11 protein-coding genes and 1 pseudogene are annotated in these 12,485 nt (G+C 45.2%); 9 read left to right on the forward strand and 3 right to left on the reverse strand.

Going from position 1 to position 12,485, the window contains the following annotated elements; all coding sequences use genetic code 11:
* The first annotated feature begins 242 nt into the window (after nucleotides 1-242).
* The 9 genes and pseudogenes from ilvB (at nucleotide 243) to IM485_RS22135 (ending at nucleotide 8,693) form a co-directional block, all read left to right on the forward strand.
* Nucleotides 243-2,096, forward strand: coding sequence for a biosynthetic-type acetolactate synthase large subunit (ilvB, locus tag IM485_RS22095; RefSeq protein ID WP_104396007.1), 1,854 nt, complete (start codon nucleotides 243-245; stop codon nucleotides 2,094-2,096).
* 591 nt (nucleotides 2,097-2,687) lie between these two features.
* On the forward strand, nucleotides 2,688-4,265 hold the full coding sequence (serA, locus tag IM485_RS22100; RefSeq protein ID WP_104396008.1) for a phosphoglycerate dehydrogenase: 1,578 nt from the start codon (nucleotides 2,688-2,690) through the stop codon (nucleotides 4,263-4,265).
* Between the two features lie 119 nt (nucleotides 4,266-4,384).
* Nucleotides 4,385-5,281, forward strand: a complete 897-nt coding sequence (gene prmA, locus IM485_RS22105) for a 50S ribosomal protein L11 methyltransferase (protein ID WP_104396009.1) — start codon at nucleotides 4,385-4,387, stop codon at nucleotides 5,279-5,281.
* Nucleotides 5,282-5,552: 271 nt separating this feature from the next.
* Nucleotides 5,553-5,756 (forward strand): type II toxin-antitoxin system HicB family antitoxin, encoded by a 204-nt coding sequence (locus IM485_RS22110; RefSeq protein ID WP_002737783.1) that lies wholly within the window; start codon nucleotides 5,553-5,555, stop codon nucleotides 5,754-5,756.
* Nucleotides 5,753-5,959, forward strand: a complete 207-nt coding sequence (locus IM485_RS22115) for a type II toxin-antitoxin system HicA family toxin (RefSeq protein WP_104396010.1) — start codon at nucleotides 5,753-5,755, stop codon at nucleotides 5,957-5,959. Before IM485_RS22110 ends, IM485_RS22115 begins: the two co-directional genes overlap by 4 nt.
* Nucleotides 5,956-6,177: pseudogene (locus IM485_RS22120) on the forward strand (shikimate dehydrogenase); the annotation flags it as partial. The gene IM485_RS22115 and the pseudogene IM485_RS22120, both read left to right, overlap by 4 nt.
* A 494-nt stretch (nucleotides 6,178-6,671) precedes the next feature.
* Nucleotides 6,672-7,448: a calcium-binding protein gene (locus IM485_RS22125; RefSeq protein ID WP_287745596.1), complete on the forward strand. Its 777-nt coding sequence runs from the start codon at nucleotides 6,672-6,674 to the stop codon at nucleotides 7,446-7,448.
* A 207-nt stretch (nucleotides 7,449-7,655) separates the two neighbouring features.
* Complete coding sequence (locus IM485_RS22130) at nucleotides 7,656-8,084, forward strand: PadR family transcriptional regulator (RefSeq protein ID WP_103111144.1); 429 nt, start codon at nucleotides 7,656-7,658, stop codon at nucleotides 8,082-8,084.
* A gap of 384 nt (nucleotides 8,085-8,468) precedes the next feature.
* On the forward strand, nucleotides 8,469-8,693 hold the full coding sequence (locus tag IM485_RS22135; protein ID WP_002759485.1) for a hypothetical protein: 225 nt from the start codon (nucleotides 8,469-8,471) through the stop codon (nucleotides 8,691-8,693).
* Nucleotides 8,694-8,829: 136 nt separating this feature from the next.
* Here IM485_RS22135 and groL read toward each other — a convergent pair whose 3' ends face one another.
* The 3 genes from groL to IM485_RS22150 all read right to left on the reverse strand — a co-directional run bounded on the left by groL (nucleotide 8,830) and on the right by IM485_RS22150 (nucleotide 11,944).
* The gene (groL, locus tag IM485_RS22140) at nucleotides 8,830-10,455 is read right to left on the reverse strand and encodes a chaperonin GroEL (RefSeq protein WP_002804201.1); all 1,626 of its coding nucleotides are present in this window, start codon (nucleotides 10,453-10,455) and stop codon (nucleotides 8,830-8,832) included.
* A gap of 46 nt (nucleotides 10,456-10,501) precedes the next feature.
* Nucleotides 10,502-10,813 (reverse strand): co-chaperone GroES, encoded by a 312-nt coding sequence (gene groES, locus IM485_RS22145; RefSeq protein WP_002737272.1) that lies wholly within the window; start codon nucleotides 10,811-10,813, stop codon nucleotides 10,502-10,504.
* Between the two features lie 702 nt (nucleotides 10,814-11,515).
* Complete coding sequence (locus IM485_RS22150; protein WP_104396012.1) at nucleotides 11,516-11,944, reverse strand: CAAD domain-containing protein; 429 nt, start codon at nucleotides 11,942-11,944, stop codon at nucleotides 11,516-11,518.
* Nucleotides 11,945-12,485 lie beyond the last annotated feature (541 nt).

The following is a 12,485-nucleotide window of genomic DNA, read 5'->3' on the forward strand; positions in this document are numbered from 1 at the left end:
AAATCACCAGCATCTATTATCTTATCTCCACTTCCCCACTTCCCCCCCCTCCCCACTTCCCCACTTCCCCATCACCCCAGATATTGCATGGGTAAGATGCAAAAAGAAAAAAAACTGCGGCCAAAAAGGTGAAATAGAATACACTAAATGTATAAGGATATAAATTTTGCTATTTTTCAAGTTGCATCCTAGGCAACAGAATCGCAATTATCCCTCTCATTAGAAATTGGACGGTTTGCCCTGTGGTTTCATCACTTCCCAAGCCCAATGACTCTTTAACAACGGTTCCCCAGCGTTGTTCTGGTGCTTATGCCTTGATGGACAGTCTCAAACGTCATGGTGTTAAGCACATCTTCGGTTATCCCGGCGGTGCGATCCTGCCCATCTATGACGAACTCTACCGCTTTGAAGAACGGGGAGAATTACAACATATCTTAGTGCGCCACGAACAAGCGGCCGCCCATGCCGCCGATGCCTACGCTAGGGCCACCGGCAAAGTGGGAGTCTGTTTCGGTACTTCCGGCCCCGGGGCGACCAATTTGGTGACAGGCATCGCTAACGCACACATGGACTCCATCCCGATGGTAATTATCACCGGTCAGGTCAGCCGGGCGGCCATCGGTTCCGATGCTTTCCAAGAAACCGATATTTATGGCATTACTCTCCCGATTGTTAAACATTCCTATGTGGCTAGAAATGCCCGCGAAGTAGCGAGAATCGTCGCTGAGGCCTTCCATATCGCCAGTACAGGACGACCGGGACCGGTTTTAGTCGATATTCCCAAAGATGTCGGTTTAGAACAGTGCGATTATATCCCCGTCGAACCGGGAGATGTGAAACTAACTGGCTATCGTCCCACGGTTAAGGGCAATCGTCGTCAAATCGAGGCCGCTTTACACCTCTTGGAAACCGCCGAAAAACCCTTACTTTACGTTGGCGGAGGTGCGATCGCAGCTAATGCCCACGCCCAAATTGCCGAGTTTGCCGAACGTTTTCAGTTACCCGTCACCACCACGTTAATGGGGATCGGTGCTTTTGATGAACATCATCCCCTCTCGGTGGGAATGTTAGGAATGCACGGCACCGCCTACGCTAATTTTGCCGTGACCGAGTGTGATTTATTAATTGCCGTCGGCGCTCGTTTTGATGACCGAGTAACAGGGAAATTGGACGAATTTGCCTCGAAAGCTAAGGTAATCCATGTGGACATCGACCCCGCCGAAGTGGGCAAAAATCGCGCCCCTGACGTGCCGATTGTCGGGGATGTGCGGGTAGTTTTAGAACAAATACTCCAAAAAGCCAGAGAATTTGATTATCCCACTAATTCCGATCGCACCCAAGCTTGGTTAGCCCAGATCGAGCGCTGGCGACAAGATTATCCCCTGCAAGTACCTCGACCGGAAGGCAGACTTTCCCCCCAAGAAGTGATCGTTGAGGTGGGTCGTCAAGCACCCCACGCCTACTATACCACCGATGTGGGCCAGCATCAGATGTGGGCGGCCCAATTCCTCAAAAATGGACCCCGACGTTGGATTTCTAGCGCGGGATTGGGGACGATGGGTTTCGGTTTACCGGCTGCTATGGGGGTAAAGGTGGCTATTCCCGATGAGGAGGTCATCTGTATTAGTGGTGATTCCAGTTTCCAAATGAATCTACAGGAATTGGCCACCCTAACCCAATTTAATATCCATACCAAGACGATTATTATTAATAATGGTTGGCAGGGTATGGTACGTCAATGGCAAGAAGCTTTCTATGGGGAACGTTATTCTAATTCCAATATGGAAGTGGGAATGCCAGATGTGGAACTGTTAGCCCAAGCTTACGGCATTAAAGGGATTACCATTCGCCATCGAGAGGAATTAGCCGCAAAAATTGCCGAAATGTTGGCCCATGATGGTCCGGTTTTGGTCAATGCGATCGTGACTAAGGATGAAAATTGTTATCCCATGGTCGCCCCCGGTCAAAGTAATGCGCGTATGATTGGTTTACCGAAAATTGTCAGCAAGGGTTGTGAAATGCTCGATTGTCCCAGTTGTGGCGCAGTTAACAGTTGGAATAATAAATTCTGTCCTGAATGTGGGGCGAAATTGTAGCCAAAAATTGTTAATTAATTAACCAGCCTCCGTTAAGTATAGCGGAGGTTTTTGGCTTTTTATCTACTATGTGAACATCATAATTAGGTAGGCGTTAAAAATTATCAGATGCCTCCCTTATTAAGGGGGGATTGGCACCCCCCTTATCAAGGGGGGCAGGGGGGATCGAACCTAAAATCCATTTTTAATTTAATTATAACCAGCTACTTAGAAATTTTCAAACAGAATCAATGGCATCCCTAGAAAAAGCCTTAGAAAAAGAAGCGGAAAACTCGATCGCCACCGTGATTAAATTAGCCATAAGTACCTAAGCAAAATTAATTACACATTTCGATAAAGCTTTTGCCTCTTGCCTCTTGCCTCTTGCCTATCTTCACTAGGAAATTTATTTTGCACGACTACTTATCTCAGTGACAACGGCAAGAGGCTGACATCAACACCATGGACGACAATTAAGAATAACAACCTAAAATCTTTTCGCTAATTTTGCCATAGACTGCACCCTTTGCTTCTAAAATGGGCTATTGCCGCTAGATACCAATATTGGTCTAGCATTTGCCCGTAGACTGAAAAAAGCACGTTATAAAGATTATGGCCAAAGTTCTGGTATCCGATTCGATCGATCCGGTAGGAGTAGAAATTCTGTCACAGGTTGCCCAAGTGGACGTGAAAACAGGACTATCCGCCGAGGAAATCATTCAAATTATCCCCGAATACGACGCGCTGATGCTCCGTTCCAGTACCCGTGTCACCAAAGAAATCGTCGAAGCGGGCAGCAAACTGCAAATTATCGGCCGCGCGGGGGTAGGAGTCGATAATATCGATGTTCCTGCGGCCACTCGTCAGGGTATTATTGTCGTTAACTCTCCCGAAGGTAACACGATCGCCGCTGCCGAACACGCCTTGGCCATGATGTTATCCCTTTCCCGTCATATTCCCGATGCTAATCAGTCGGTAAAAGCGAATAAATGGGAGAGAAATCGCTTTATCGGCACAGAAGTTTATAAAAAGAACCTAGGAGTCGTCGGTTTAGGTAAAATTGGCTCCCACGTCGCCAAAGTGGCTAGATCCCTAGGCATGAAAATTCTCGCCTACGATCCCTTTATTTCCAAAGAACGCGCCGATCAACTCGGTTGCACCCTGGTGGATCTGGAACTACTCTTTGCTGAGTCCGATTTTATCACCCTCCACGTCCCGAAAACTCCCGAAACCCAGCATCTTATCGGTCGGGAAACCCTCGCTAAGATGAAACCCACAGTCCGCATCATTAACTGTTCCAGAGGCGGCATTATCGATGAGTTGGCTTTAATTGAAGCCCTCGAATCCGGTAGAATCGCTGGGGCAGCCTTGGATGTATTTGAACAGGAACCTTTAGGCGAATCTAGATTAAGAGAATTGTCTAACGTCATTCTCACTCCCCACCTAGGTGCCTCGACTACGGAAGCACAGGTGGGTGTGGCTGTTGATGTGGCCGAACAAATTCGCGATGTCCTCCTCGGTTTGCCAGCGCGTTCGGCCGTTAATATCCCCGGACTAACTCCCGATGTTATGGAAAAACTGCGCCCTTACCTGCAATTAGCGGAAACTATGGGTAATCTTGTCAGTCAGTTGGCAGGAGGTCGCTGTGACTCGTTAAATGTCCGTTTACAGGGAGAATTGGCCACTAAAGACAGTCAACCTCTGGTGATAGCGGCCATTAAGGGTTTACTTTCCCAAGCCCTCCGGGAACGGGTAAACTATGTTAATGCGGCGATCGAAGCTAAGGAACGCGGTATCCGGGTAATTGAAACCCGGGACGCTTCCACCCGCGACTATTCGGGATCGATTCATTTGGAAGCTAATGGTTCTATGGGGACCCATTCCGTCACCGGAGCGCTGTTAAGTACGGGAGAAATCCGCATTACTGACCTCGATGAGTTCCCCATTAACGTGCCTCCGAGTAATCATATGCTATTCACCCTTCACCAAGATATGCCCGGTATTATCGGCAAAATTGGCGCACTTTTAGGCAGTTTTAACGTCAATATCGCCAGTATGCAGGTAGGACGCAAAATTATTCGCGGTGATGCGGTTATGGCCCTGAGTCTCGATGATCCTCTACCGGAAGGTCTGCTCTCGGAAATTACTAAAGTCCCCGGTATCCGCGATGCTTACACAGTAAAACTCTAGATTAAATCAGTTATCAGTTATCAGTTATCAGTGAAAAGAAAGCTCCGAACTGGCCACTTAATACTGTTGACTGAAAACTCAAATCTGATAACTGATCCCTGATCACTGATAACTAATATATGTCTAATAGTTGGTGGGAAATTACGGTTTTGTGCGAACCTAGTCTCGAAGAAACGGTTTTCTGGAGACTGGAAGATTTTGGCTGTTCAGGAACGGCCACTGCTAAAAAACAATCCTCTTTAGAGATTAAGGCCTATATACCAGAAATTAAAGCGCAATTGCCCGATTTAGAGGCACTAAGCCTCTGGTTAAAGCAGGATGCTTTGATTTTAGGTTTTCCCGAACCTGTCAGCCATTGGCAGTTAATGGACGAGGAAGACTGGGCCAGCAGTTGGAAACAACATTGGCAAATTAGCGAAATCGGCGATCGCTTTTTGATCTGTCCTGCTTGGTTAAATCCCCCGGAAAATAACCAGAGATTGGTGATTAAAATTGACCCCGGTTCCGCTTTCGGCACGGGAACGCATCCCACCACCCAATTATGTCTAGAATCCCTAGAAATGCGTTTAAGTAGCCATCCAGAGCCTAAAATTATCGCCGATATCGGTTGTGGTTCTGGCATACTAGCGATCGGGGCGATTTTATTAGGGGCCAAAAAAGTTTATGCTGTCGATACAGATCCGCTCGCGGTGAATGCGACGTATAGTAATCGCCATCTCAACGGGATTAACCCCGAAAATTTAGCTGTTAGTCAGGGTAGTGTCGAGGAGTTATTAGAATTAATTCCCGATGGTGTTGATGGCATCGTTTGTAATATTTTAGCCGAGACAATTATCGCTTTAATGCCCGAAATTACCCGTCTGGCAAAACCGAATACTTGGGGAATTTTAAGCGGCATCCTTGTCACCCAAGCACAAGCAGTTACAGATATTTTAGAACCCCAAGGCTGGACAGTGGCTGCCCTGTGGAAACGTCAAGAATGGTGTTGTCTTCAAATTCGCCGCACCGTGGATTAATATAGCTGTCAGCCTTGAATCAGTTATCAGTTATCAGTTATCAGTTATCAGTTATCAGTTATCAGTCTTAATACTGATTTTAATTATGTAGATGGGCTGATTTTAGAACGTTGGTAAGGATTGCATCACCTACAAAAACAGCCTACAATATTTAGACTAAATCCAGTTATTGAAGACTAATTATTTACACAACCCCGTAGAAATGTTAGATTTTAGGGGTAGTGATAATTATCTATCCATCCCTCCCATTGATCGATCTAGGAGATAAGCAATGAAAATGAAAGTTATCGTTCACGAGGCGGAGGAAGGTGGCTTCTGGGGGGAAGTCCCGGCGCTCCCCGGCTGTGCCACCCAAGCAGAAACTTTCGAGGAACTACTAGAGAATTTACACGAGGCGATCGAAGGTTGTCTATCCATAGATGTGGAATCCTTGCCGACCGATCCGAAAACTCGGATTCTAGAGATAGCGATATGAAATCGATTTCTGGGAAAAAGTTCGCCAAAATTTTAGAGCGTCACGGATGGGAATTATTGAGAATTCAAGGTAGCCATCACATTTACTGTCAGCCGGATAATCCCACCCGTATCTCTGTGCCGATTCACGGAAACCAGGATTTAAAAATCGGATTACTCAAGCATTTTTTGAAACAAGCGGGACTTTCTGAAGAAGATATGTGATCAATGCGATCGTTGTAATTCCGTCACTCCCGAAAGATCGCAGAATTACCAATAACGATTATCAGCCTACAATATTACTAGGCGATCGAATATTCCTGGAAATTCAGATGAGTCAATCCCCCGTCACCGATTCCCTAGAAATTATCCTGACAAATATCACGGAAAAATTAGACTCTTTACAGAAAGATTTCACCGATCTAAAAGTAGATATGGCCGAGTAAATTCGTAGGTCGGGTTGAGGCAACGAAACCCGACATAAATCCTCGGTTATTGGGTTTCACTCTGTTCAACCCAAGCTGCGGCAACTAAATTTACAGAAAAATACCCCTGCGAGAAGGGTATTTATACCATTTTTCTGAAGTAATGGCAGAGATGGTTAATTTCCCTCACCCCCCTGTCCTTTAGTCACATCTTTCTTAACATTTCAAACCTTTGCAGCACAACGCTTTCAAGACTCGGTTAACAATTTGTAATATTCCTTGTTAACACCCTTACTGACAGAGAAAAATCAAGTCAGGATAAGGGTTGGAGTGCTTACTGAAAAAATTGTTAAGAAATATCCCTATAAGGGATAGCCCAGAAGGGGAGAGGGGAGTAGGACGCTGGGCAAGAATAAAGAAAAATGGTATTAGTAGCGTCCGCTTGTCAAATATCATTTTTCTAAGGTATCTTAGAATAAGATCGGCTATATAAATCCAGGAGACAACTATTAATGAACGAACAATTAAAACAATGCGCGAAGGCAGCATTTATGTTGGCTTCAGCCCCTTTTGCTTTTATAGAGTCCGTAGCTTTTGCTGATATACAGTTCAAGGATATCAGGCTGGAAATTAATGCTCGGTCAAGCGGTGATGTTTTGTTTCCCCCGCCAGTTTTTGATTCTATGGGGTTTACCATGTATGGGAATGAGGGGCAAGACAGCTTCTTGATTAAGAATGAAGCGAAAGACTTCTTGATTGGGAATGAGGGGCAAGACACCTTCTTGATTGAGAATGAGGCGAAAGACTTCTTGATTGGGAATGAGGGGCAAGACACCTTCTTGATTGAGAATGAGGCGAAAGACTTCTTGATGATGCGCGAAGACAGCACCTACAGCTTCTTGATTGAGAATGAGGCATTCGTAAGCTTCTTGATTGAGATTGAGGAGGCGAGAGAATTCTTGATTCGGAATAAGCAATTAACCTTATTGGCATTGCAAAACACTTTGACAACCTTAATGGCATTGCAAAACACCTTGACCTTAGTATTTAGTGTGGCAGAAATCAACCCTATAAGTATAAGCGGGCAAATTTGGACAGATAAGGTTGAAGGCAAAGTGGAAGTACGACAATTATTATTAACTACCTACACCATTGCCTGTACCTGTATCCGCCAGTCCCTGAAATTTATTCGTGGTTTGCGATCAACAACAAAGTCAAACTTATCCTCGACTTGTTCTAACACTATTCTGGGCTTTTTTCTAACGGGATCTTGTTGCGTTCAATTTTAGGAGCGAGAATAATGTGGCTCTTCTCGACTTTGTGTGATAATTTTTGCTTATGTAAGGTGAGAAATGCTTATCCGGCAAAACTTTAATCGCTATTTGGCGGAAGAAACTATCAGTATAGACCTCGTTTCCACACAGAAACCAGAAGAACCATAACGTCAAAGTACCATAATTTATTAATTCAAGGGATAGCTAAGGAGAAACTTTACCATGAAATGCACACTTAATCAGTATTGCCCTGATTCAGGGGGCGATCAAAACCCAAATAATGGAGGAAATCCCCATGTCATCAATTCCGCAGAACCAGTCTCAAGAGCAGTCCCGAAACCAGTTTCTGTTACTCCTAATGAAGAGCTTGTTCTATTGTCTCTTCAAAATAAAGAGTTATACGGATTGCAAATTATTGAGTCCATCGCAGATGCTAGTGGGGGACACAGAAAGCTCCGTATTGGCTCTCTCTATCCTACTCTTCACAGCCTGGAAGAAAAAGGACTTATCAAATCTCGATGGGGAGATGAGCGTCCCGATGACAGAGGCGGTGCGAGAAGGAGGTATTATCACCTTACCCAATTGGGAGAAAGAACTATGTCTGGCATTCAAGAGTTCAGGCACAATCTCCTCCATTGGAAACCTGTCTGAGTCGGAAGCCGTTGTCAATCAAATTATGGAGGTTTTGTATCGGAAGTCCTGGACCACTCGGTGGTTAGCCATACCTGTCGCCCTCATTTTGCCAAAAGACAGGAGGGAGGAGTGGTTAGGAGATCTTTACGATCTCTATAACAACAAAATTGTCCAAAAATACCCTCCTTTCGTGGCAAATCTCATCGTGATTTGTAGAACATTAGTTTTAATCGGGTCAGCCATTGAAATCAATTTTAGTATTTTTTAAATGGCTATCTCGATCGCTTCTTGGGATGATGGGGGGGATGGAGCTAAAGTGAAGTCCCCACATTCCACATTATTCAAGAATTTCATATCTTATGTACTGGACAGCGCAACGGTACAGAGATCATAAGGTGGGATATGGCAATCTTAAGAGAATCCTCGTCGTATTACGAAATCCTCAAAGAAGCAACAGACTTAGGAATTCGGAGAGAAATTTTTAACAGTATCGAATTAGGACTAGAGTTAAAATTCGGAATCGAAGGACTGGAATTACTGCCAGAGATCCGACAGATTCAAGATTTAGAAAACCTCAAACAAATTCAAGTGAATGAGAACCGTAGAATCGATCAAACGAGTCGGTAAAATCTATAGCGATATGAGTTCGGGTAAAACCTTGATATTATCCTAGCCGATTAACTCTTAACCCAGAGTGATGTTTTTTTATCAAAAAAACTCGATCGCATTTAAGTGATCGAGTCAAGAAAAAACAGACTAATTATTAATAGTCGAAGTCACCACCGCCGGCGGGAGGAGCGGATTTTTCTTTTTCCGGTTTATCCACCACAATACACTCGGTAGTTAAAACCATACCGGCGATAGAAGCGGCATTTTGTAGGGCAGAACGAGTCACTTTCGCAGGGTCAACGATACCCGCCTCAAACATATCGGAGAACTCACCGGTAGCGGCATTATAACCGACATTAAAGGGCTTTTCTTTCACCCGTTCGGCAATAACTGCACCGTTTTGGCCGGCATTTTCAGCGATCCGTTTTAAGGGGGCAGCAATGGCGCGAGAAACGATTAAAGCACCGGTTAATTCTTCATGGTGTAGGGTTTCTTTAGCCCAAGTTTCCAATTGGGGAGCCAAGTGAGCTAAAGTAGTACCACCCCCGGGGACGATACCTTCTTCTACGGCTGCTTTAGTGGCGTTAATTGCGTCTTCTAGGCGCAATTTGCGGTCTTTCATTTCCGTTTCCGTAGCGGCACCGACTTTAATCACTGCCACACCGCCGGCTAATTTAGCCAGACGTTCTTGCAGTTTTTCTTTATCGTAGGAAGAATCGGTTTCCTCGATTTGACGGCGAATTTGCTCACAACGGGTTTTCACTGCCACGTCGTTTCCTTCGGCGACGATAGTGGTAGTATCTTTGTTCATAGTGATACGACGGGCCGTACCTAAGCTGTCAATTTTGGTGGTTTCCAGTTTTAAACCCGCATCTTCGCTAATGACTTGACCACCGGTTAAGACGGCGATATCTTCTAACATCGCTTTTCTGCGATCGCCAAATCCGGGAGCTTTCACCGCAGTGACGTTAAGAACACCGCGCAGACGGTTAACCACTAGGGTTGCCAAAGCTTCTTTTTCGATGTCTTCGGCGATAATTACTAGGGGTTTACCTTGACGGGCAACTTGTTCGAGAATGGGAACCAAATCCTGTACTAAACCGATTTTTTTGTCGGTAATCAGAATAGCGGGATCCTCAAAAACGCATTCCATGCGCTCGGTGTCGGTGACAAAGTAGGGAGAGATATAACCTTTGTCAAAACGCATCCCTTCGGTGATTTCTAGTTCGGTGGTCATCGATTTCCCTTCTTCTAGGGAAATTACGCCTTCTTTGCCGACTTTATCCATGGCCGAGGCGATCATTTGACCGACTTCATCATCGTTACCGGCAGAGATAGCGCCCACTTGTGCGATCGCTTTGGAATCTTCTACGGGTTTCGCGTGTTTGGCGATTTGACTGACGAGGAAATCGGCAGCTTTATCGATCCCTTTTTTCAGAGAAATCGGGTTAGCACCGGCGGCGACGTTGCGTAAACCTTCTTTAACAATAGCGTGAGCGAGAACGGTGGCGGTAGTAGTACCATCCCCCGCTACATCGTTGGTTTTTGAGGCTGCTTGGCGAATTAAAGCCACACCGGTGTTCTCGATATGGTCTTCCAGTTCGATTTCTTTAGCGATGGTGATGCCATCATTGACGATTTGGGGTGCGCCAAATTTCTTTTCGAGGACGACGTTACGACCTTTGGGGCCAAGGGTGACGGCCACCGCTTCGGCCAGAAGATCCATGCCTTTTTCTAAGGCGCGACGAGCATCTTCGTTGTAGATAATAGATTTAGCCATAATGTATCGTTATTCGTGCAAAATAGGGGTTTTCAAGGGTAGATGATTAGGAAACGGCGGCGAGAATGTCTTTTTCGGAGAGGAGAACGAATTCTTCGCCACCAAGTTTGATATCGGTTCCGGCATATTTGGAGTAGAGAACTTTGTCACCCACACCCACTTCTACAGGGGTACGGCTACCGTCATCGTTGCGTTTGCCGGGGCCGACGGCCACGACTTCCCCGATTTGGGGTTTTTCTTTAGCGGCATCGGGAAGGAAAATGCCACCGGCGGTTTTTTCTTCGCTGGGGCTAACTTTGACGAAAACTCGATCGCCTAGGGGTTTAACAGTTGTTACGTTGATGCTGACTGCAGCCATGGAATATCCTCCGTTTGTCTTGTATTTTGGTAAGTGCTTTTTCCAGATTAGCACTCTTACCTTCCGAGTGCTAATTTACCGAAAATCCAGGCCCCCTGACAACGGCTCGATCGGTACGGGTTTCCGAACTATGGTGTTAAGCTAGGGTTCGCTGAAAAAGGCTGAAAAAGTTTGTTGGTGGGGTTAGGAGTCAGTCTCGATGAAAAAATTTTCACCCCCACAGATGAAAGAGGTTTCCTTCCCTACACCCCACACCCCACACCCTACACCCTCTTTCAAGTCAGGAGTCGGTCGTCAGGAGAATTAAGAATGAGCATTAATCAATTAAATGCTCTATTTAGCGATTTTAGGCAATTTTATGCTTATTTTTCTCATTTTTGCCCTTTCAAAAATTAATTAGGGTTTGCTGAATAAATGTGAAATGTAGGCAAGGTAGCGGTTTTGTGGCTTTTCTCGCGAAACAGGTGCAAGATTTTGAGAGAATCGTGCTTCAAAACCTTGCGTCTTCATCGGCCCGCGTCCTGTAGAGGCGAAGCATTCGGGCAATAACCTATCGGTGAAACTGGAGATTTTCTATCCGAATGCTTCGCCCGTACTTTTTGCCGCAAACCCTACTTATGCAAGAACTCTAGTGTAAGCTGTTGTGCAAAAACAAAGGAGTTGAGCGGAAACACTCAACTCCTTTGTTTTTTATGCTTGATTCTATAAAGTGTTATTGTGACTGCCAAAAACTTGCGCTTTTAGTGCATCAATTTCGGCTAATAACTCGCGACGATTTTCATCCTTGAGCAGATAGCGCCAGACAAACCAACCAGTATAAACGATCCCAACTAATTGTAGGATAGGAGCAAGGAGGGGAATATCATCGATCGCATCTAAAACCGCTAGGGTAACTTTCACGGTGACAAAACTCGCTAAAATTGCCCCCAGAACGATTAAAGGTTTTTTGTATCCAGAGAAGAAACTACCGATATAATCGGGGACATTAGCCAGATAGGACATTACCGAATCCCAAACTGGTTCTACATATTCAGACCAAATCTGTTCGGTGCTGCTGCTGGGTTTGCTCAGAGACCCGGGTGAATCCGTTCTAATCGGATTTTTGGTCTCGGTGGGTTGCATTGATTCCATATTAACTGATCCTCATCATAAAGGTTAGACAGTGCGCGAATACGACCAACGGGGGTCAATTTTAACAGACTGAATAGACTAACTCGCTGTTGCCCATATTATCGGATAATTGCGATAGTAGGCGGAAAGTTTCTCAACAACTATTAAGAATCAAGGATTTAGCTTCTCAATTTTATCGTCAGTCTGACCGCAATTCTCTATTTTAACAGCAGGTAGCGATCGGAGTTGAGGAATCAGGGGGTGTCAGTAATCAGTGAACAGTAATCAGTTATCAGTGGGGAGATAGGGAGTAAAAAGCGTTCGACAAAAGCTCACGCCGAAGTCCGGTAGGTTAGGGCGAATACTCAATTTTTAGTGAGAGTATAACTTATTTTCGCCTCACCCACCCTACAGATGATTACCTAGGGCTTGCTGAATAAATCTAAAAACCTTGTTGGATAAGGCTTTTAGACTTTTTTGACCTCAAAAAGTGCCGACCATTGGAGGGATCAGGGGTAAAATTCAGGTACTTTTTCCCTGAAAATTAGGTAACTGACTACCT

The sequence above is a fragment of the Microcystis sp. M169S2 genome (assembly GCF_020245865.1).
GTDB classification, from domain to species: domain Bacteria; phylum Cyanobacteriota; class Cyanobacteriia; order Cyanobacteriales; family Microcystaceae; genus Microcystis; species Microcystis ichthyoblabe_A.

Excerpts from the sequence above, each read along its gene's own strand:
- serA (WP_104396008.1), top strand. The coding sequence starts at position 2,688 with ATGGCCAAAGTTCTGGTATCCGATTCGATCGATCCGGTAGGAGTAGAA.
- prmA (WP_104396009.1), top strand. The coding sequence starts at position 4,385 with ATGTCTAATAGTTGGTGGGAAATTACGGTTTTGTGCGAACCTAGTCTC.
- IM485_RS22110 (WP_002737783.1), top strand. The coding sequence starts at position 5,553 with ATGAAAATGAAAGTTATCGTTCACGAGGCGGAGGAAGGTGGCTTCTGG.
- IM485_RS22115 (WP_104396010.1), top strand. The coding sequence starts at position 5,753 with ATGAAATCGATTTCTGGGAAAAAGTTCGCCAAAATTTTAGAGCGTCAC.
- IM485_RS22125 (WP_287745596.1), top strand. The coding sequence starts at position 6,672 with ATGAACGAACAATTAAAACAATGCGCGAAGGCAGCATTTATGTTGGCT.
- IM485_RS22130 (WP_103111144.1), top strand. The coding sequence starts at position 7,656 with ATGAAATGCACACTTAATCAGTATTGCCCTGATTCAGGGGGCGATCAA.
- IM485_RS22135 (WP_002759485.1), top strand. The coding sequence starts at position 8,469 with ATGGCAATCTTAAGAGAATCCTCGTCGTATTACGAAATCCTCAAAGAA.
- groL (WP_002804201.1), bottom strand. The coding sequence starts at position 10,455 with ATGGCTAAATCTATTATCTACAACGAAGATGCTCGTCGCGCCTTAGAA.
- groES (WP_002737272.1), bottom strand. The coding sequence starts at position 10,813 with ATGGCTGCAGTCAGCATCAACGTAACAACTGTTAAACCCCTAGGCGAT.
- IM485_RS22150 (WP_104396012.1), bottom strand. The coding sequence starts at position 11,944 with ATGGAATCAATGCAACCCACCGAGACCAAAAATCCGATTAGAACGGAT.